Genomic DNA, 20512 nt, shown 5'->3' with positions numbered 1-20512 from the left:
CTGCAGAAATCAAAAAAAGGGGTGATTCCTTGATCTTGGCGGATCCGGCCCCGTCTTCTGAAAAAGTTTGACTTGGGCTCGACTGCAGTGGGTTGTACCATCCTGAGAATCATAGGGGAGGGAGATCTCGCATGTTCAGACGGTTCCAATCCTCAAGAGTTTTTGGGGCAGCCTGCTGGGTTGCTCTCGTGTTTCTCACGATCACGGTTCCGGCAGGGGCCGGAGAATCGCAATACATCCGCCAGCACTATACCAAGTACGAGTACCGGATTCCGATGCGCGACGGCGTCCGGCTCTTTACCGCGGTTTACGTTCCAAAGGACAAGCGCCACCAATACCCCATGATCATGATGCGCACGCCTTACAGCGTCGCTCCCTATGGCCTGGATAAATATATAGATGAGCCCGGAAATCAAAGGTCCCGATACTTTCACGAGGGTTACATCCTCGTCTACCAGGACGTGCGCGGCCGGTATATGTCCGAGGGGGAATACGTCAATGTCCGCCCCTACCTCCCGACCAAGCCAAGCAACCGCGACGTCGACGAAACCACTGACACCTACGACACCGTCGACTGGCTGGTCAAAAACGTGCCGCTGAACAACGGCCGCGTGGGAATCAGCGGTATTTCCTATCCGGGCTTTTATTCATCCATGGGAGTCATCGACGCCCACCCGGCAGTGAAGGCGGCATCCCCGCAGGCTCCGGTTTCCAAATGGATGGGGGGAGATGATTTCTTTCACAACGGCGCCTTTCTTCTCTCGCACGCCTTTGACTTCTTCAGCAGCTTCGGCTGGCCTCGTCCTGCGCCAAAGATGGAACCGGACCCCAGGTTTGACCACAAGACTCCGGATGGGTATGAGTTCTTCCTGGAAATGGGCCCGCTGCCGAATGCGAACGTCAAATACCTGAAAAACGGTGTGACCTTCTGGAATGAGATCATGGAGCACGGCACGTGGGACGCATTCTGGGAAGCGCGCAACATCCTTCCCCACTTCAGGAACATCAAACCGGCGGTCATGGTGGTGGGAGGGTGGTTTGATACTGAAAACCTTTATGGCGCACTGCACACCTACGAGGCGATCAAGCAGCAGGATCCCGGCGCGCGTGACACACTGGTCATGGGGCCGTGGTCCCATGGAGAATGGAGCAGGAGCGACGGCCAGATGCTGGGCGACATCGACTTCGGCTCCAAGACCGCGGACTACTACACGGAGCGGGTGGAGGTGCCCTTTTTCAACTATTACCTGAAGGATCAGGGCAAGTTGGATCTACCGGGAGCCTTCGTTTTTGAGACCGGAGCCAATCAATGGCGTTCATTGGACAGCTGGCCCCCGAAGGACCTGCAGGCGAAGGATCTCTACTTGCAGGCGGATGGTTCCCTGTCCTGGGAGCCGCCAGCAGGATCCGCTCCCGACTATAGAGAGTATGTCAACGACCCTTCGAAACCGGTTCCTTACACATCTGAGATCACCAACTGGTACAACCCCTCTTTCATGCTGCAGGACCAGCGATTCGCCGCCACCCGCCCCGACGTTCTGGTGTACCGAACCGACCCGCTTGCGAGCGCCGTTACCATAGCTGGACCTATCAGCGCCAGCTTCTTCGTCTCCACTTCGGGAACCGATTCGGATTGGATCGCCAAAGTCATCGATGTCTTCCCTGATGGGACTCCGGATCCGCAACCCAATCCGCGCAATGTGAGGTTGGGGGGATATGAAATGATGGTTCGGGGGGACGTTCTGCGCGGAAAATTCCGCAACAGTCTGTCCGCACCGGAGCCTTTCGTGCCCGGGCAGGTCACCAAGATCGAGTTCGAGCTGCAGGATGTCTTTCACACCTTCAAAGAGGGTCACAGGATCATGGTCCAGGTGCAAAGCACCTGGTTTCCCATGATCGATCTCAACCCGCAGAAGTTCGTCGACGTCTACCGCGCCCAGGCGGCTGATTTCCAGAAAGCCACGCAGCGAGTCTACAGCTCGCGGGAATACCCGTCGCACGTCAGGTTCGGACTGTCCAGGAAGTAGCCGTCCCAGGCCAAAACGGCTTCCGGACGGGCGAGCAATTATTGAATCTCAGATAATATAGTGACGCATTCCATGGAAGGAGTGCCGCCCTCTCAGGGCTCATATCTCTCCTGCTCTCAACCCCGGGCTTACGCCCTTAAGCGCTAACTTAACCCGCTTTCCCGACCTGGACTTGGACTTGGACTTGGACATGGACCTTGACGCTCTGCTGCGCCGCAAGCGATAAGAAGCGACCCGTAGCCTGATAAAGGCTGGGCGTGCAAGAGTTTGTCTCCACTCAAAAGGTCCACGTCTAGGTCCAGGTTTAGGTCCAAGTCCACGTTTATTGGCAAAATCATTCCTATCTTAGCGCTTAAGGGCTCACGCCCGGGTCTACTCAGCGGCGCCCCTTCGGGGCTGGGATTTTCCATTGTTGTCACTATATTTCATGATCATTCATAGCTGCAAAGAAGAGACGAATTGGGCGAAATCCCCGGACAAGGTTTCGCGGATTTCGTGGGTTCATCAGGTTTATGGCGTCGGGGGCGATTTCAGGAGTTCGCCGCTGTTCAGGGCCGCGAGATCGGATGCTTGCCGCTGCTCGAACCGGTCTTTGTCCCAGATTTCCACCGCATCGATCATGCCCATGATCACGACATCCTTCTCAATGCCTGCATAGGCGCGGATCGGCGCGGAAAGGTGAATCCGGCCGAGGCGGTCGATCTCGCACTCCTGGGCGTTTCCCACCATGTGTCTCGTCAACTTCCTCACGGCCGGATCGAGCTGGGACATGGAGCGGACCTTCTTCAGCCAGGCTTCCCAGCTCGATTCGGGCAGAATCCAGACACACGGGTCGAAACCCAGCGTGACTACCACCCGCTGGCCGATCATGCTGCGGAATTTAACGGGCAGGCTGACGCGGCCCTTGGTGTCAGCCGTGTGATAAAAGGAACCGTGAAAATCCAGGAACCCTTCAACCATAGTCGCTCGGCCGGGTATCGAAGATCAAACCGCCGGAGCCACGAAGACCGCAAATCATGTCGAGGTCTTTCCGGCTGGCGCGGTTCGCACCGTTCGTTGCATCCTGTCCAATCAGGCCGTCTGTATCTGTCCGTGGCAAGCCGACTCGACGAGAGCTGAAAGGTCCTGCAAATCGAAGGGTTTGGGCAGGATGCCCCACAGACCGTCGCGGCGCGCATCTAATAATTCAGATTCAAACTCATCCACGGATCCGGAGACCACGACCGCCCTGGTTTCCGGCGCCAGCGTCTTGGCCCGGTTGAAAGTCGTCAGCCCGTTCATGCCCTTCATGCGCAGGTCAAGAATCAGAAGGTCGTAGGACCTCTGCGCCAGGGCTTTGAGCGCCTCCTCTCCGGAGGCGCTGGCATCGACCTCATAGCCTGCCATGCTCAGAAACTCAACGCACAACTCGCGGACACAGGACTCATCATCCACAATCAGGATATTTTTCATGCTCACGAATCCTCTGCGGGCATCGAGGCACAACCGCGCGTCCATACGGCGTCTGTATCTCATCAAGAATCCGGTGTCCATTCCCTGGGCCCCTCATATTTCCACTGATCGGTGAGTTGGGTGGCATTGATTAGCACTATTTTCCTCTAATTACCACTTTTCCCCACTTCGTCGCCCATCAGATACCATGCGATCCCTTAGGTGTCAAGAGAAATTAATGAAATATGTGAATTATGTGAATAATATGAGGTCTGGACTCTTGACAGCTGACAAGCGTCGTCGAAGGGCATTCCGGGAGCGGATAAATCGCCGCGAGCTTGGCTGCAGCACGGGCATTCTGGCTGCGGCTACCGCTGCAGGCAGGACGCCCGTGCCGATGTTCAACCGCGCTAGAAATAGATACAGCTATTTTGCCGGTGTGCTGACGATGACTGCCGACTTGACGTAGTCGAGCTTAGGGAAACTCTTCTCTAGATAGGCATTGCCTTCCATCTGGATGCGGCCCTGATCCGGTCCGACGCCGTCGGGCGGCCCTTCTCCATATGCGGCGTAAAGAGAATCCACGACTTTCATGCCGTCGGCGAGCACCTTTCCAAATGGCGCGAAGCGCTGCGTATCAAGAAATGAATTGTCCTTAAAATTGATAAAAACCTGATTACTGCGCGAGTCCGGCACGGGAGCTTGGGCATAGGTGACGTACCCGCGCTTGTTGGATTGTTTGACCGGATCGTCCTTGATATTTGCCCGATTCCAGACCGCGTTGAGCTTCGGATCACCATTGATGCCAAATTGTGCCATGAAACCGGAGAGGACGCGGAAAAAGCGGCAATTGTCGTAGTAGCCGTTCTTGACCAGGTTGTAGAAACGGTCGGCTCCGGACGGTGCCCAGGCTCGGGTCACTTCAATAACAAAAGCACCTTTCGTAGTTTCAAACTTGGCCTGAAAGACGTCCGGCGCCTTTTCTGTCAGTGATGCGGGATTCATGAGCTTCTCCTTGTTCGCTTGCGCCCCGGCCTGTTGAAATGCGAGTCCCAACGCAACGGCACAAAGCAGTACCAGAACTGTTACAAGACCCTTTGTCATCAAACGCATCGATCATTCTCCTTTTCTTCAGAGGGTTCGTGGCTTGTAGAGTCCGCCCATGCGATGCGGCATGCGTCGAAACTCCGCGCGCAGTATACCACCATTCGCAGCCGCGCCCGATGGCGGTCTTAACCTGATTTATTCATGAAGCAGAACCGCACGCCCTTGAAAAACAACAAAATTGGACGGTCAGCGTCGGTCAGCGTTTTTCCGCGTCCAAAACTGCATTTTGGTCGCACATTCATGAATAATCCGGGTTAAAGACCCGCCGCCCCCATTGGATAAGGGCGTAATTTTATCCACAAAGACTCCAGGACTCAAAGACTCCAAGGAAAACCATCTGTTCTTAGGGTCTTTGAGTCCTGGAGTCTTTGTGTTGCTTCCTCGATGACGAATCTCAAGAATTTCAGGATTTCGTTTCCCGCACAAACCGTTTTGGGAATACGATGATTCAATCCGCGTGAGGTAGGAAATGAGGAACTCATCCAAGGTCTGGACCGGGCCGCTTCCTGTCATCCTGCCCATGGCCTGCATTCTCTTCTACCTTGGATCGGGCGTGGCCCTGGTAGCACCCCGGCAATCCACTGTTCCCCGGTCAAGAAAGGAGCCCATGGGCGAATTTATTTTCATCTCAGCGCCGTTTGCATCCTGTCATGCCTCCACCATCGTGGAACTGCGCAACGGGGACTTCATGGCGGCGTGGTTCGGCGGATCAGCTGAGAGCAGGCCGGATGTCGCCATCTGGGGTGCCCGCCTTGCCGGCAAGGAGTGGTCCACGCCCTGCGAACTGGCGCGCGAGCCGAATATCGCTACCTACAACCCCGTGTTGTTCTTCACCGCAGATGAACGCCTGTGGCTTTACTTCAAGTTTGGCCCCGGCCCTACTGCCTGGACCGCAGCGCGGCGCTGGAGCGCCGACGACGGCCGGAGCTGGTCGGCTGTAGAGTATCTCCCGGCCGGGCTGTACGGCCCGATTCGAGCCAAGCCGCTGGTCCTGTCAGACGGAACCATCGTCAGCGGAACCTCCGTGGAAAGTTACCAGGCGTGGTCCTGCTGGATTGAACGCAGCACCGACGGTGGCAAGACCTGGACGAAGTTCGGTCCCATCACGGTTCCTAAAGATTCCGAGCGGTCGGGCGAATGGGGCAATGCCGTGCCTGCGGTTTCGGGCACGGCTGAGCCACAGCTTCCGGACGGCATCATTCAGCCGTCGGTAGTCCCTCTGGGCGGCAAGCGGCTGCGGTTTTATGCACGCTCCACGGCACGCATCGGCAAGATCTGCGTTGCTGATTCCACTGACGCAGGCGTGACTTGGACGCAAGCCCGGCCCATCGATTTACCCAATCCCAATTCCGCTATCGACGCAGTGACACTGCGGGACGGGAGGGTGGTCCTGGTCTACAATCACTCCAGCAGGGAGCGCACCCCTCTGAATCTGGCCGTCAGCAAGGACGGAGAACGCTTCCAGATGTTCTACACTTTGGAGGACCAGCCCGGTGAATACTCTTACCCCGCGATCATTCAAGCCCGACGCGGCGACCTGCACATCACCTACACATGGAACCGTAAACGGATCCGGCATGTAATGATTCCGCTTCCGGACATTTCTCGATAATCCGCCCGGGGAGGATGACCACGTAACATACGGCACGGCATAGCCGCATCTGTTGTGATTCGCTGTTGTGAAGGGTGGAGCGCCCACGTATACTTGGCGCCATTCACGCACATTACCCCTTCAGGAGGAGGATTTGCCATGCGCTCCCTGACTGCGTTTCTTGCTTTGGTGTTCGTCACGATATTGCAGGGGCAGGAGACTCCAAGGCTCGACCCTGCGCTCGTCGCTCCACTCAAGTGGCGGAGCATCGGACCGGTGAACACGGGAGGGCGCGTCGACGATTTCGCCGTCGCCAGAGTCCCCGGCGCCCCTGACGCGATCTATGTCGCGACGGCAAGCGGCGGCGTTTTCAAGAGCGTGAATGGGGGAACCTCCTGGACTCCGATCTTCGATGGCGTAGATGCGATGATGTCCACCGGCGACATCGCGGTGGCGCCCGGCAATCCGAACATCGTCTGGGTGGGCACGGGCGAAGCGAACAATCGCCAGAGCTCATCGTGGGGTGACGGCGTCTACAAGTCGGTGGATGGCGGGCGCACCTGGAAAAACATGGGGCTGAAGGAGACGAGGCACATCGGTCGCATCATCATCGACCCCGCAAATCCCGATGTCGTCTATGTCGCTGCGGTCGGACACCTCTGGGGTTCCAATCCCGAGCGCGGAGTCTTCAAGACGGCCGACGGCGGCCAGACTTGGAATAAGGTGCTGTACGTCGACGAGAACACCGGCGCCAACGACATCGTGCTTGATCCCGGGAATTCTCAGAGGCTCTTTGCATCGACGTATCAGCGCCAGCGCAAGGCGTGGGGCTTCAATGGAGGCGGTCCCGGCAGCGGGATTTATCGTTCTTTGGACGGCGGCGCAACCTGGACGAAGCTGACGAATGGACTGCCGCAGGGCGACAAAGGCCGGATTGGCCTCGACATCTTCCCTGCCGATGGCCGGATCGTTTATGCGACCGTGGAAGCCGGCGGGGGGGCCCAAGGCGGTGGGCGCGGCGGAGCAGGCGGAGGCGGAGGGAGAGGAGGCGGAGCGGCAGCAGAGGGCGGAGCCGCGGCCGCAGCAGGAGGCGGTGGCGGAGTTTATCGCACCACGGACGGAGGGGAAAGCTGGGAAAGGCTCTGGGCGCAGAATCCCAGGCCGAGCTATTACAGCCAGATCCGGATCGATCCGAAAGACAGGAACCGCATCTATGTGCTGGGATCGAACCGGGGATTCTACATATCGGACGACGGTGGGAAGAGCTTCCGCGACGTCTTCAGCAACGTTCATTCGGAAGATCACGCCCTCTGGGTCGACCCGGACAATCCCAACCACCTGATAGTCGGCGGTGACGGAGGTGTGTCGATCTCATGGGATCGCGGCCTGACCTGGGACTTCCGCCGCAACATGCCGATCGGCCAGTTCTACGAAATTGACGTGGACAATCGCGATCCCTACACCATTTGCGGCGGACTGCAGGACAATGGGGTCTGGTGCATGCCCAGTGCAACCCGCAACCGGAACGGAATCGCAGATCGTGATGCATGGAACATCGGCGGCGGTGACGGCTTTCATGCCCACTTCGACCCGAAGGATTCCAACACTGTGTATGAGGAGTCGCAAAATGGTGCCCTCGCGCGGGTGAATCTCGCCACGCTCGAGCGCGTGAATGTCCGGCCCGGCCCCGCGGAGCGCCCCCAGCCGGGCGCACCGCGCGACGCGGGCTACCGCTGGAACTGGGACACCCCAGTGCTGATCTCGAGCATCGATCCGAAGGTTCTGTATATGGGGGCAAACGTGCTTTTCCGCTCCCCGGACCGCGGCGGCAGTTGGAAAGCCATCAGCCCGGATCTCACTCTGCACATCGACCGGGACACGCTGGAGATGATGGGCAGCCGGATCACGGCGCAGACCCTTTCGCGCAACGACGGGCAGTCGAACTATGGATCGCTGACGACGATCGGCGAGTCACCGTTCGATGCCCGCGTCCTGTACACCGGCAGCGACGATGGCCAGGTGCAGATGACACGGGACGGCGGCGCCACCTGGACGAACATCACATCCCGGTTCCCCGCCCTTCCGCCCAGAACTTATGCCAGCACCGTCCTACCCTCGCGCCACGCCGCGGGACGAGTGTACGCCACCTTCGACGGCCATTACGACGACGACTACCGTGCATACGTGTACGTCAGTGAAGACTACGGGCAGACGTGGAAGTCACTCTCGGCCGGCTTGCCGGAAACCTCCATCAATCGTATTCGCGAGCACCCGAAGAATCCTCGTTTCCTGGTGCTGGCCCACGAGCGTGGCGTTCACTTCTCCAACGATGGCGGTGCAACCTGGACATCGCTGGCCACGAACATGCCGACCGTCCCGGTGGACGATGCGATCATCCACCCGCGCGACAACGCGCTCATCGTCGGCACGCATGGGCGAGGCATCTGGATCCTGGATGATGTCGGGCCGCTGGAAGCGTTGACACCCGATGCCGTGAAGACCGATGCCCTCCTCGTGTCCATTGCTCGAGGCCGCCAGTGGAACATCTACGGCCCGCAATCCTGGTTCGGGGCTGGAGAGTTCTTCGCGCCCAACCCGGAGTTCAATGCCGTCATCTCCTACTACCTGCGGGATGGCCTCTCCGACCAAGTACAGATCGACATCAATGACGCCAAAGGCGCCCCCATCCGCACGCTGCGAGGGCCTGGGGCGCGCGGTTTGAATCGCGTCACCTGGGATCTGCGTATGGGGCCCGCTGTCGCCCCGGCGGCAGCACCCGCGGGTGGCGGCAGTGGCTCATTCGGCGGCGGTCGGGGAGGGGCGGCAGGCGGCCCCCCCGTGCTGCCGGGCAAATACCAGGTCGTGCTCAAAATCCCGGGTTCCAGTCGCGAACTTCGCGGCGAGGCCGCGGTCGAAGGCGATCCCCTGGCGAACTTCTCCGATGCCGATCGGCGCGCGCGGCAGGCCGTTTTGATGAGCATTTACGGGCTGCAGAAGACGCTCGGCAGTGCGCGCAGCGCGGTCCAGGCGCTCGTCGGTCAGATGGACTCGATCCGGAAGGATCTCGCGGCAGGCGGGTCGGGCGAGGCTGCCGGCCGCACGGACGCGTTGGCCGCGCGCCTCCGGCAGATAGGGGACGATGTCAGTCGCGAGCTCTCCGTCGCGGGCGGGCTGTCACGCCCCATCGAGGGCTTTTCCGGCCTGCCGACCGCAGATCAACAACGCCAGGCCGATTGGGCATTCGAGGATGCAACGAAGACGGTCGACGACTTGAACCGGGTGATCCAGGCGGAGATCCCAGGGCTGTATGCGCAATTCGCCAGGCGCGAGTGGCCGAACCGGATTCAACCCATCCCTCCGGTCCGGCGCTGAAGCCGCTCGGATGAAACCGCGCATGCATGCGAAACAACCCGGACAAAGGCAGATTCTCATCTGGCCCGCCAATCCACAGATCCTGGTTCGTTAAGTGAGTATGTTGCAGGGCTTCAGAAACCAAGAAATCCGCGAAACCGATTTCGTGCGTTGCGCGTATGTCGTGGTTCCTGCAGTTGCGGTCGAAAGGCTGTGCTGCGCACACCCGAAACTTGAAATGTGCTCTTGGTTTTTCCGAGGCTGCTGGCATAATATGCCGATCCTGGAATTGCTGGAAGCTCCAATAACTCGGGTGTGGTTCTAGGGGATTCTGATGCTCGCTGCGGAAGCGGGATTTGTGGCTCCGGGGCGCTCGCGCCCCATGAGGCGGAGCGAAGCCGCCGGCTGAGCGCCAGCGCTTCCACACACAGGGCGGTGACTCTCACCTCGATGGGAGTTGCGACGGTCAGTTACCTGTACATGCTGTCTACGCGGTGAGGGAAATGTGCTGGTTCTACTCGTAGGTGTTGCAGCGTGGTGGTCATCCTATTACGGCAACCACCAAGTCGCTTCGGTCACGATCCGGTTCCTGCATCTGGCAGGGTTGATCATGGGTGGGGGCACGGGGCTGTTCGCGGATCGGCAGGTTCTGCGCGCGGCGCGGTCCGCGCCCGGGGAACGAGAGGCGGTGCTGGCCACTTTGAGCCGGGCACACGCCCACGTAATTTCCTGGATCCTCATCGTCGGCATCACGGGTGCGCTCATGACGGCCGCCGACACTGCCACATTCCTGGCCTCGAAAGTCTACTGGGCCAAGATGATTCTGGTCGGTCTGCTCATTGCCAACGGCGTTGCCTTGTTTTTCGTGGAGCGCCGTACGCGCCGGCTCGGAGCCGCCTCAGAATGGTCCCGGCTGGTGATCGTATCCACCATCAGCGCCGTCCTGTGGCTGGTAACTCTGTTTATGGGTACGCTTCTGACCGTCGCCGCCTGACCACAAACCCGGGAAGGATAGGGCAAGTAAGGAAGGAGAAATGATTCCAACGGAAAACAGTCATGGAGACAATTCCCGCGGATGCGGTTGTTTCGATTCTGAAACGACCCGGCGCGTTTTTCTCAGCAGGGCGTCATGCGCTTTAGCTGCCGCGCTCGCGGCCTCCGGCGTAAACGTGGACGCGGCGCGCGCTCTGCCGGTGGTACTGACCGGGGCCGTCTCGCGCCAAGGCACCGAACGCTCGTATGCCATTCCATCAGGGGATGTGGTCAATATCGACGAGGACAACGATGTGATCCTCGTCCGCCAGGCGAATCACATCTATGCATTCTCGCTGTCCTGCCCTCACGAGAATACGGCCTTGCGCTGGCGCCAGGCCGACCTGCGATTTCAATGCCCGCGGCATGAATCCAAATACCAGCCGGACGGCACCTTCATCGCCGGCCGCGCCACGCGCAACATGGACCGTTTCGCCATTCGCCGTGATGGGCAGAAAGTGGTCGTAGACCTGGCGAAGCTGTACCGCTCGGATCAACAGAAAACCGAATGGGACGCTGCTGTAGTCACGCTCTGAAAACGCGGCACCTGATTCACTTCTGGACCGCGGGGGGATCGAACTTGGCTTCATCTACCGGGACGTTGTGGGTAATTTCCTTCCACTCAATCGTTGATCCGGAGGATGGATCGGGCGCGGAGAACCGGGTCACAAAAGCCAATTTCACGCCGTCGACCTCCCGGTAATCATCGTAGTCGGTCTGTTCCGGAAATGCACCGAGAACCGTGTTGCGCATGACTAACCGCCGCAGGAGCAATCCGGTCTGCGCGTCGAAAAAAAGCTGAACACGCTGGCCGTCCGCCCGTGCCGAGACTTGATACGCCTCTCTGTCACCCACTTTCACTTTGCCTAGAACGCGCGGGCTGAGGGATTCTTCCTTGATTTTGAGGGGCCGCGCCATATCGGCTGCGCGCTTCAACTGCGCCAGGTCCGATCCTTTCAGTTCGGTCTGCTCGCTGGGGCTTTTCGTCCAGCCGATCGTTCCGTTGTAGCCCTGTGCAGCCACCCCATCGGGAAGGGTGGTGATCATTACCATTTTGTCGGGCGCAGCCTGATCAACCTCCACCGGGAACGAATTGCCCTTTCCGTCGATCATGGAGCCCTTCATGACCCGGCTTTTCAGTTTGTCGTAGGCCTCGCTGCTGCCGATGGCCTGCAGATACTTATCGATGATCTGGTCGAAGGTCGGCAGGCCTGCGGTGACGGGACGCGGCCCGGGCGCCGGAGCCGGCGCGGCGGGTTGGCCGATGGGCGGAGTCGCTATCGGTCGCTGCTGGCCGCGATGACAACTGTAGCACGTGATCTGTGGCTGTCCTTCGAAGCTCGCCTTGTTGATTTCCTGCGTCATCAGGATCATCCGGCGCGTAGTCTGCTTGGCCCGCTTGTCGTCTTTTTCATTAGCGTCGGGCACGTGACATTGCTCGCATCTCATGCCCACCGACGTGCCGATCAGATTCATCACACTCTTCATCTGCGCTGCCGGCATCCCTTTGAGTGCCTGAATATTCTTGAAAACCTGCTCCGCCGGCGGATCAACGGCGTTGACGGCCTGGGCAGCGTTCGGATTGCCGGACTGCCATACCGCCTCGGCAAAAGGCGCGTCCTCATAGCTTCGCGCCGCCAGCCAGTCCTGAATCAAAAAACTAAAAGTGAATCCCCATATCGCGACGCGGAGGCCGCGCCTGATCTGCGCCTTGAACATTCAATTTTCTCCCCGATGAGGTACCCGAGCCAAGCAAGTTCCGGCCCCGCAACTCGATCCAGACTGAGCCGGCGGGCGGAAATCTGATGTTAAAAGTGCCTGAAACGGCTGCCGCGGTCAAGCTGCATAGTGAACCCACGAATCGCGGAGAGCGATTCCTCGGCGCCGCGGCCAGGCAGTCTGCGCCCGGGTCGTGGGAGCAGACTGCCCGCCGCCCAGGGTCCAAAGCCGCCTCAGAGGGCTGGGTGTCACATCTTGCCGGCGTTCGGCCGAAATAGAGGGCGATTCGCAGATCACGCTCATCCGGCCCGACGCCGATGCGCGCCGTCAATTCTACAGTTCCGGCTTGTCGCCGATCGTCATGTCGGCAAACTTGAACGGGTATTTGTATTTGGCGTCGTTGATCCTGATCTGAAGCGTGACCTCCTTGTCTGCAGGCGACAGCGTGGGTTTGCCGTCGATCTCCTTCGCAAACTGCAAAAAGTAGGCCCCGTTTTTGGTTCGCGGTGGAGGCGCAATTATGTTTGCCAGCGGAATCTTGTCGCCGTTCTTCTTCTGGAGAAACGTGTCCTGCTTGAACTTCGCGAGAGCGGCATCGGCGTCTCCCCCCTGATCTCCCCGACCCCCACGGCCTCCTCTCCCCGCGCTGCCGGGAGCATAGCCCGTGAGCATCACTTCGTAAAACTCAGACTTATAATTCAGGATCGCGTCGAGTTGCGCTTTGGGAGCGTTGGGCGCGGCCAGCATCATATTGCGTACCACAGCCTCACGAATGGGGCGCGCGTACCAGTTGATATATATCGGTGGCGGCCCCGCCGTTCCGCCGCCTTCACCACCACCACCGCCGCCGCCACCACCGCCGCCCCCCCCCTTCGAAGCTCCACCGCCTCCGCCCGTTCCTCCTATTTGGACGGAACTGGCCGGGGCGTTCAGCAGCAGGACGTAGGTCCAGGGTGAATTCTTGAGAAGGATCTTTTCCACCTCTTTGGCGGTCCACTCGGTGTAAGGCTTGGTCGCCCAGAAATCCTTCGGACCGGCATTCGCAATCAAAACAAAAAAGGCCAACAACGAACACGCAGCAAGGATGGCGGCGTGCTCGAACTTACGGTTTGTCATCGTTACCTCCGATTGCTCGGGATGGTTAGCTGAATTTTTCCGGCCGCATTTTAACACGAGATGTGCAATATGAAAGCACTTCTGTTCCGAACTCAGACGTTGGGGAGTTTCCTACGTTTCGGCGCCGTAGGAGACCTGCATGCGGCGGACGGCGATGCGGGCGACCCACAGCACCAGTGCGGTCACTACCAGCAAGCCGAGGATAGCCCCGAAATGCGACGCGGGCGCGGCCGGCGACAGAAGCAATTGAATGAGTGCCGGAGCGCTCTTGTCGGTGGGCGCCGGAACCGGGCACAACGATTGCAGGTAGTACAATACGCTCAGTTTCTGCAGGATCTGGGGCAGGAAGCCGTTGATGCTCTCCCAGGCAAGCAATACGGCGGCCGGAATGATCGGATTGCGTAACAGCAGGCCGGCGGCGAGGAACACGCTCCCGTAGCCGACGCATCCGAGTACAGCGGCCGCCGTGTACCAGAAGGCGTGTGCCATCCCCGCACCTTGCCAGTAAGCCTGCGCCTCGACGGGGTTCTGCGTCCACAGCATGACCGCGAAGCACAGCAGTGCTCCCCCCGCAAAGATCACCGACGAGGCGATCAGGCCCGCACCGTACTTGCCGGCCAGCAGTACCTCGCGCCGCGCCGGAGCGAGGAACCAGTAATGGAGCGTCTTGTCCAACATCTCCCCGCGGAAGAGGTTCATGAAAATGCCGAGGCAGCCGAAGAAAATCGCCAGCCGCAGATAGAAAAACTGGAATACTCCGGCAAACACCTGGCGGTCTTCCTCGAAATTCAGCAGCGGGCCGAGGTCACTTGACGCCAGCTTGTTGTATGCAAACTCCAGGCGCGCCTCGCGACGGCCGTCGAAATAAATCAGCATGCGGTGCGACGTGCGTTCGTCCACGAACTTCGCCCCCGTCGAAGTCAAAACGGTGGTGAACAACCTGCCGTCCTTGCTCACTTGGATATTGAACTCACGGGTGTCGAACTCCTCGCTCTCGCCTCCAGCGCTGGCATGCTTTATGACAAAGCGTTTCACCTTGACGGCCGCCCCCAGGTCCACCTGCAGGAAGCGGTCCCACTCGTGTGAGCACCACTTGTCGTCCTTGCCGAGGGAGACGCTGCCGTTGAAGGCCTTCTCCGGCCCTTCGTCGGAAGTGCAGGGGGAACTGCCGATGGCCGGACGCCGCAGGGCCAGGTTGGCCGGGCCGTCGGGACCGTAAACCTCAAACTCGTAGATCCTCGCGGTCGGGTCGCCGCCGTAGGTGGGCCGGGTGATGTTCAGCCGGACAAAACGTGCCTCGGCGGCCGGCTCGATCATGTGGGTGGTCACAGCCGTGGTTTCACCCTGGGCGCGCACGCGTTTGCGGCTTTGCCACTGGTATTCGCTGGCGGGCCGGCCAAGGCGCTTCAGCACCTCCTCGGCGGATTCCCCTTTGGTGACGCTGTCAATCAGGGCCGGCGGTGTCAGGCCGCGGGCCGAGAGGCGATCGCGCCGGATCTTCACTTCGATGCCGTGCCCGAAGAAGATAACCGCCGGGAACAACGCCAGCCCGTAGACCCAGAACGCGCGTTTCGAAAAGAAGGCGCGCCGCAACTCGATCTTCGCGATCGTCCACGCCTGCTTCACCGGTTTCGGGAACCGGATGGCGGGTGGCGGGGTTTCGGCAGCAGGCATCTGGTTTGTGTGATCCATCTTATGTTTCGGGCCTTTCGTACATTCCTGGTAAGAGCGATGATCCCATCAGTTGGTGATCATCGTAATACCTGGCTAGCGGGTGCGGGGTATCGAGTTTTCCACGATCACCCGACACCAAACACCCGGCAGCCATCACCCGCCGATCAGGTACTCGTACAGGGCGTCCACGTTCTCGTCGGCCGGGATGACGCTGTCAATCCGATGGCCGTTGCGCGCGATGCGGCCGAGTGCCCGGGAGAACTGCTCGCGGTCCCGGGTCATCACAAGCAGCCCCATCCGGTCGTCATTCAGCTTGATCTCAGTGATGTGGTCTTCGCTAAAGAGCAATGCCGCCACACGCGAGGCGTCACGGCAACGAATGACAAACTGACTGGGGTGATCGTGGATCTCCTCGCGCACATTGCGGATCTCGCCTTCGGCTACGATCATGCCGTTGGCGATGAGGACTACCTGGTCACTGATCACGTCCACTTCCTGGAGGACGTGGCTCGAGAGAATCACGTGTTTGCCCTCGGCGGCCCAGGCGCGGAAGAGCGCGATGGTTTCGGCGCGGACCAGCGGATCCAGCCCGTTGAGCGGTTCATCGAGCACCAGCAATTCGGGTTCGTGCGCGATCGCCTGCGCGAGACGTACACGCTGGCGCATGCCCTTCGAGTAGGCCGCCACCTTGCGTTCCGCCGCCTCAGTAAGGCTCAAACGCTCGAGCGCCTTCCACGCCCTCTCTTCCGCTTCGGCACGGCTGTAACCGAACAGCAGCAGGCCGGTGGTGATGAAGCTGAAACCGGTCGCCCAGCGAGGCGCCGCGTCGTATTGCGTGGCATAACCGGTGATGCGCATCAGATGCTCGGGATCCCGGGGCGAGAGGCCGCGCATGAGGATCGAGCCATGATCGGGATGGATCAACCCTGTCATCAGGTTCATCAGCGTGGTCTTTCCGGAACCGTTCGGCCCGACCAGGCTGGTGATTCCCGGCGGAATGTGCAGGGTGACCCGGTTTACGCCGAGCACCTCGCCGTAAAACTTCGAGACCTCGTCAAAAATCACCACGGGCTGGTTCACGTGATCACCTCCACGGGGCGCAGCTTGCGCTCGAGCACAAGCACGAGCAGGAGGATGATCGCGGCCAGCACTGACGCGCACGCCGTCACACCGGGCCCCGTGGGCGGCTCGACGCTGAGCATCTCGCACCATAACCGGTTGGCGGCCCATGCCGGATTCAGCGCATGGCCCCAGGTCACGCGAAAGACGCCGTTGATCATTACGGACACGCCGCTCAGGATGAAGAAAAATCCGAGTATGAGCGCACCCGCCACCACTCTCCACCGCACGTACGCAGAACTCGCCAGAGCCACCATGCTCACCAGGAGCACCCAGATGGCGAAGCCGGCGACGATCGCAGAGCCGATCGTCCAGTTGGCCCGGAACCACGACGCGCCGGCCATGCCCACCTGCATGCCGAACAGAAGCAAACCCGGGATCCAGGTGATCAACGAAAGCATTCCGAACAGAACGATGAGCCGGGCCCACGTGTAGTCGGACCGGGTGAGCGGACGGCTGAAGTAGAGCGGCAGAGCGTTGTTAGCGAGATCGGGTGCGATCAGCCCGGGGCCGATGAGCGCGGCGAGAAAGGTCGCGAAGGCCGCCTGAACATTCATGAAAACCATGAAAAAATTGCCGTTCGCTTCGATGAAAGTCTCAAATTCTCTTCCGAAAAGCCCTTTCAGCAGCTCGGCGTGGTTGGTGAGGTAAATGAAGCAGGCGCAGAGCAGCGGCCAGATCATTGCAGCAACCGTCAGGAGAACAACCAGGCGCTGTTGGAACAGCCGGCGCCAGGCAAAGCGGGGCAGCACCATGAACCGCGTCCAGTGGCCGGTGATTCGACCTTGATACCGGTGGTACCCACGCCTGTAGACCGCCATGCGAATCTCCTGCTCTGAAAACGACTCCTCAAAAACGGAAGGCAGCCACCGGCGCTCCACACCTAGATGGGCTGTGCCTTGCCGGCACTAAGCAGTTCGGCGCCTTCCCCCGGTGTATGTGCAATGTGGCCCATCGCCTTCAAGAAGATTTCCTCGAGCGTGTCGCGGCGGTGCGTGAGCTTGCGCACGAGGAGGTTCTCCCGTGCCAGCAGATCCCACACCACCTGGACTTCGACGTTGGGCGGCAGGACGATGCGCCAGCGGCCGCCCCCCTCGCTGACACCGTCGGCGCCGATTTCCGGCAGGGCGCCGCGCAGATTCTGGTCGTCGCCGGTAACCTCGAGTTCGACGAAACACTTGTTCGAGCGCCGTTCCTCCTCGAGATTGCACTCGTGTACGATCATGCCGTCCTTCATGATGACGACTTCGTCGCACACCTGTTCGACGTCGCGCAGCAGGTGCGAGCACAGGAGCACGTTCATCCCCTGCTCTTCCTTCATTTCACGGACCAGCTTAAGCATGCGCTGGCGGGCGGAGGGGTCGAGACCGTTGGTAGGCTCATCGAGGATCACGAGCTCCGGGCCGTGCACGATGGCCTGAGCGAGCTTGGCCATCTGTTTCATGCCCAGCGAATACGTCCTCAGCTCGCGATAGCGCGCCTCGCCGAGACCCACGTGGAACAACACCTCGTGCGCCTTCTCGAGCGCGGCTTCCCCGGGCAGGCCGGAAAGCTCCGCCATCAGGCGCAGGAAGGTGACCGCCGTCATGTTGGCGATGAAAGAATCGGTTTCGGGCATGTAGCCGATGCGGGACCGGACTTCGCGCATCTGGTGGTGGCAGTCGAAGCCCAGCGCACGGGCGCGGCCCTCGATCGGCTTATGGAATCCGAGCAAGGTCAGGATCAGGGTCGATTTGCCCGCGCCATTGGGTCCCAACAACCCCACGGCTTTTCCGACGCCGGAAACGCCGAGACGGCAGGAGATCCCGCGCAGGATCTCCCGCCGTCCCAGCTTGACCTTGAGGTTGTCCAGTTCAACGACCGGCTGTGCCATTCAGCGTCCCTGCGGAACAATTGTTGTCATCGGGCCGGAGCGCGCCCGGCTCAGGCTCTGCAGCATCACCAAGTCTAGTACCAATCCCGATATCCGAATACGGCTGGCGGCGTGAATTTGTTCCGTGGATCCGTTAAAAACCACCAGGATCGGGTCGCGCTCGGCGAACAATTTCTGGAGGGCCGGGTTCGGTACCAGCGCAGCGAAGCCCTGCAAGGCACCCTTCGTATTCAGCCAGGCGAAGCCCGATGGGTGCAACCCGGCAGATGAGGGGAGTTGCTGTTGGAAAATGGACGACCAGACAAGCGGCGAGCCGCCGTTGCGCGTCGCGATCGCGCGCGCAGCCGCGCCCCGATCGGAAGCCGCCACGAGATAGCCGCGGTCGTACGTCCAGGTGACCGCCAGCGGGAAAAGGCCGGGCTTCATGGTGGTCCAGATTCTCCCGTCAGCGTTTTCCTGTTCGATGGTGATCCGTTTGGCCTGATCTTCCGGCGCCAGCTCCGCATTGAACGCATCCACCAGCTTTTGAACAGAGGCGTCGACGACGGATGGATTGTTCACGAGCGCCGACAACACCCAGACCGGGCCGGTCACCGAGAGCCCTTCCAGGGCGATTGCCGATTCCGTGCCGAATGCAGCAGCCAGGTCATTGGCGAAACCGGCGCCGAGCTTCGCCTCGGCGGCGGCGAGCCCCCCCGTGAATGACGGTTCCGACTTCGCAAGTTGCGCGGCGAGCTCCTCGAACAACTGGCTCGGCTCGCGCGTGGAAGCGTAGACTGCCAACGCAGCGTCGCTGGAGACATACTCGGCCGCGCCTCCGGACCCGGCGCTCGCCAGCCACGAAGCCATGCCCATGCGCGGGCCCTTGAAGGTGAGCGTAACCTCGTTCTGTTCGATGCCCTGAATCGCACGCTGCTCGATAAAGAGATGCTTCATCTGCTGCGCGCCCACGAGTGCGGTCTCAGCGGCTCCCGGCGCCGCCGCCGATACGGTCGGCTCCATGTCAATGCCGATCAGCCAGCCAGCCCCCCGCTGGTAACGGGCCGCAATTGCTTCGGCGAACGGTGTGGCCGCGCCCTGCCCCAGGCCATTGAGCACCCACTGCAGATGCGGCTGCGAGTCGGAGACAACCAGCAGCGTGTCGTTGAGGGTATACGGCAACGGAGATTCGGCCGGCTGGCCGCGCAACGCGTCTATAGCGCTCGCCAATTCGGCGCGTTTGCCCGGCTGCACTTCCGCAACGACCATCGGGACTTGTTCTTTCGCTCCCGGCGCACTTGTCGAGAATACAAAAACGATCTCGTCGCCGAGCAGCGGCGTTACCGTCTGAATGCGGTCAATAAGCAGCTTCAGCTCCTGGCCGGCGCCGGAATTCCACCACTCACGAAATGCAGGGCTGTCGGCTGCCTGCTGCTCAAACAGCGTCATCGCCTGGCGGATGGTGCCGCCGAGGTTCGGAATCGCGCCATAAACCACCGCATTCGGCGGCAGGCACTGCAGCAGGCGGGCTTGAGTGCGGAGTTCCGGAGGCGGCAGCTCGGCGATCTGCTTGTCGAGCCTGGCGAACGAAGCCAGCAGCGCGATATAAGTGTCGGCGTCGGGGCTCCAGGCCACCGCATCCTGGACGGAATTTGCGAGTGCCGGGTTCGTGGCCGCCTGCCTCCCCGGGCTCAGTACGACTTCGACCCCGGGCTGAGTGACCGCCACCGAGCCCTCGACCACGGAAACCACGGTGCCGCCGAGACCGGAGGATACGGCGAACACGGTTCCTTTCACGGATGCGACCGAGTCGCGGGTCTCGACGCGCAGATGCCCGCGGCGCTGCTTGGCCGCCTGGACAATGATATCGCCGCGCTGGAGATGAATGGTCTGGCCGCTCCAGGCAGCCCGCACGAACAGCTCGGTACGCTCGTTGACGTCAACCAGCGAACCATCGGCAAGCTGCAACACCGCGCGGGCCCCGGGCCCGGTGCGGACCACTTCGCCTTCGCCAAAGGCAGCGCCGGCCTGCAGCACGCCCTCGGGCACGCGATGGAGCTCTCCGCGGACGGATGTCACCGTAGCGCGGGGGCCCGCCGGTGCCAGCAGCGTGTCGATGCGGTCGCGCCCGAGATAGAGCGCCGCCAGAACCAGCGCGGCAGCAGCCGCCCAGGCCCCCCACATCGGCCACCGGGATGCATGCCGGTGGGGCATGACGATCGCTTTCCGTTCCCCCTTCAGTTCGGCGAGCTGCGCGCGGCACTGCGGGCAGCGGCTGAGGTGGTCTTCCATCAGCAGCTGCCGGTTGCCGGCGAGCCGGCCGTCCAGGTAATCGCGGAAGCCGGCATGGAATTCCGCGCATGCCGCCATCCCGGGATTTCCCAGCTTTTCCCAAACGCGAGCCCGAGCCCCGGCAAGTTGCTCGGGACTGGCACTTTCACTCTTCATCGCCTCCAGGGCTTTTTCCAATCGATCTTCTGACATCGCCGACCT

Annotated in this window: 15 protein-coding genes; 5 read left to right on the top strand and 10 right to left on the bottom strand. The window is 60.7% G+C overall.

Annotated features, from left to right (window positions below):
• Positions 1 to 131 precede the first annotated feature (131 nt).
• Positions 132 to 2027, top strand: coding sequence for a CocE/NonD family hydrolase (locus LAP85_11435; GenBank protein MBZ5497005.1), 1896 nt, complete (start codon positions 132 to 134; stop codon positions 2025 to 2027).
• Between the two features lie 510 nt (positions 2028 to 2537).
• Here the strand turns inward: LAP85_11435 and mraZ are convergent.
• The 3 genes from mraZ to LAP85_11420 all read right to left on the bottom strand — a co-directional run bounded on the left by mraZ (position 2538) and on the right by LAP85_11420 (position 4463).
• Positions 2538 to 2987, bottom strand: a complete 450-nt coding sequence (mraZ, locus tag LAP85_11430) for a division/cell wall cluster transcriptional repressor MraZ (GenBank protein ID MBZ5497004.1) — start codon at positions 2985 to 2987, stop codon at positions 2538 to 2540.
• A 111-nt stretch (positions 2988 to 3098) separates the two neighbouring features.
• Positions 3099 to 3542, bottom strand: a complete 444-nt coding sequence (locus tag LAP85_11425; protein MBZ5497003.1) for a response regulator — start codon at positions 3540 to 3542, stop codon at positions 3099 to 3101.
• Between the two features lie 342 nt (positions 3543 to 3884).
• Entirely contained in the window at positions 3885 to 4463 is a 579-nt protein-coding gene (locus tag LAP85_11420; protein MBZ5497002.1) for a peptidylprolyl isomerase, read from the bottom strand.
• 709 nt (positions 4464 to 5172) lie between these two features.
• On the opposite strand from LAP85_11420, the gene LAP85_11415 reads away from it, so the two are divergent.
• The 4 genes from LAP85_11415 to LAP85_11400 all read left to right on the top strand — a co-directional run bounded on the left by LAP85_11415 (position 5173) and on the right by LAP85_11400 (position 11075).
• A complete protein-coding gene (locus LAP85_11415; protein MBZ5497001.1) occupies positions 5173 to 6177 on the top strand; it encodes an exo-alpha-sialidase in 1005 nt (334 codons plus the stop codon).
• Positions 6178 to 6315: 138 nt separating this feature from the next.
• Positions 6316 to 9528 (top strand): hypothetical protein, encoded by a 3213-nt coding sequence (locus LAP85_11410; GenBank protein MBZ5497000.1) that lies wholly within the window; start codon positions 6316 to 6318, stop codon positions 9526 to 9528.
• 484 nt (positions 9529 to 10012) lie between these two features.
• Positions 10013 to 10501, top strand: a complete 489-nt coding sequence (locus tag LAP85_11405; protein ID MBZ5496999.1) for a hypothetical protein — start codon at positions 10013 to 10015, stop codon at positions 10499 to 10501.
• Between the two features lie 40 nt (positions 10502 to 10541).
• Positions 10542 to 11075, top strand: a complete 534-nt coding sequence (locus LAP85_11400; protein ID MBZ5496998.1) for a Rieske (2Fe-2S) protein — start codon at positions 10542 to 10544, stop codon at positions 11073 to 11075.
• Between the two features lie 16 nt (positions 11076 to 11091).
• On the opposite strand, the gene LAP85_11395 is transcribed toward LAP85_11400, so the two are convergent.
• The 7 genes from LAP85_11395 to LAP85_11365 all read right to left on the bottom strand — a co-directional run bounded on the left by LAP85_11395 (position 11092) and on the right by LAP85_11365 (position 20503).
• Complete coding sequence (locus tag LAP85_11395) at positions 11092 to 12258, bottom strand: photosynthetic reaction center cytochrome c subunit (GenBank protein ID MBZ5496997.1); 1167 nt, start codon at positions 12256 to 12258, stop codon at positions 11092 to 11094.
• Positions 12259 to 12591: 333 nt separating this feature from the next.
• Complete coding sequence (locus LAP85_11390) at positions 12592 to 13374, bottom strand: hypothetical protein (GenBank protein MBZ5496996.1); 783 nt, start codon at positions 13372 to 13374, stop codon at positions 12592 to 12594.
• A 111-nt stretch (positions 13375 to 13485) separates the two neighbouring features.
• Positions 13486 to 15066 (bottom strand): discoidin domain-containing protein, encoded by a 1581-nt coding sequence (locus tag LAP85_11385; GenBank protein ID MBZ5496995.1) that lies wholly within the window; start codon positions 15064 to 15066, stop codon positions 13486 to 13488.
• Positions 15067 to 15201: 135 nt separating this feature from the next.
• Positions 15202 to 16128, bottom strand: coding sequence for an ABC transporter ATP-binding protein (locus tag LAP85_11380; GenBank protein MBZ5496994.1), 927 nt, complete (start codon positions 16126 to 16128; stop codon positions 15202 to 15204).
• Positions 16125 to 16988 carry a hypothetical protein gene (locus LAP85_11375; GenBank protein MBZ5496993.1) on the bottom strand — a complete coding sequence of 288 codons (864 nt, stop codon included), beginning with the start codon at positions 16986 to 16988 and terminating at the stop codon, positions 16125 to 16127. Before LAP85_11375 ends, LAP85_11380 begins: the two co-directional genes overlap by 4 nt.
• 62 nt (positions 16989 to 17050) lie before the next feature.
• A complete protein-coding gene (locus LAP85_11370; protein MBZ5496992.1) occupies positions 17051 to 18040 on the bottom strand; it encodes an ABC transporter ATP-binding protein in 990 nt (329 codons plus the stop codon).
• Complete coding sequence (locus tag LAP85_11365; GenBank protein ID MBZ5496991.1) at positions 18041 to 20503, bottom strand: FecR domain-containing protein; 2463 nt, start codon at positions 20501 to 20503, stop codon at positions 18041 to 18043.
• Positions 20504 to 20512: the final 9 nt, after the last annotated feature.

It is taken from the genome of Terriglobia bacterium (assembly GCA_020072565.1).
Taxonomy (GTDB): Bacteria; Acidobacteriota; UBA6911; order UBA6911; family UBA6911; genus JAFNAG01.
This window is presented reverse-complemented; position numbering and strand designations above follow the sequence as displayed.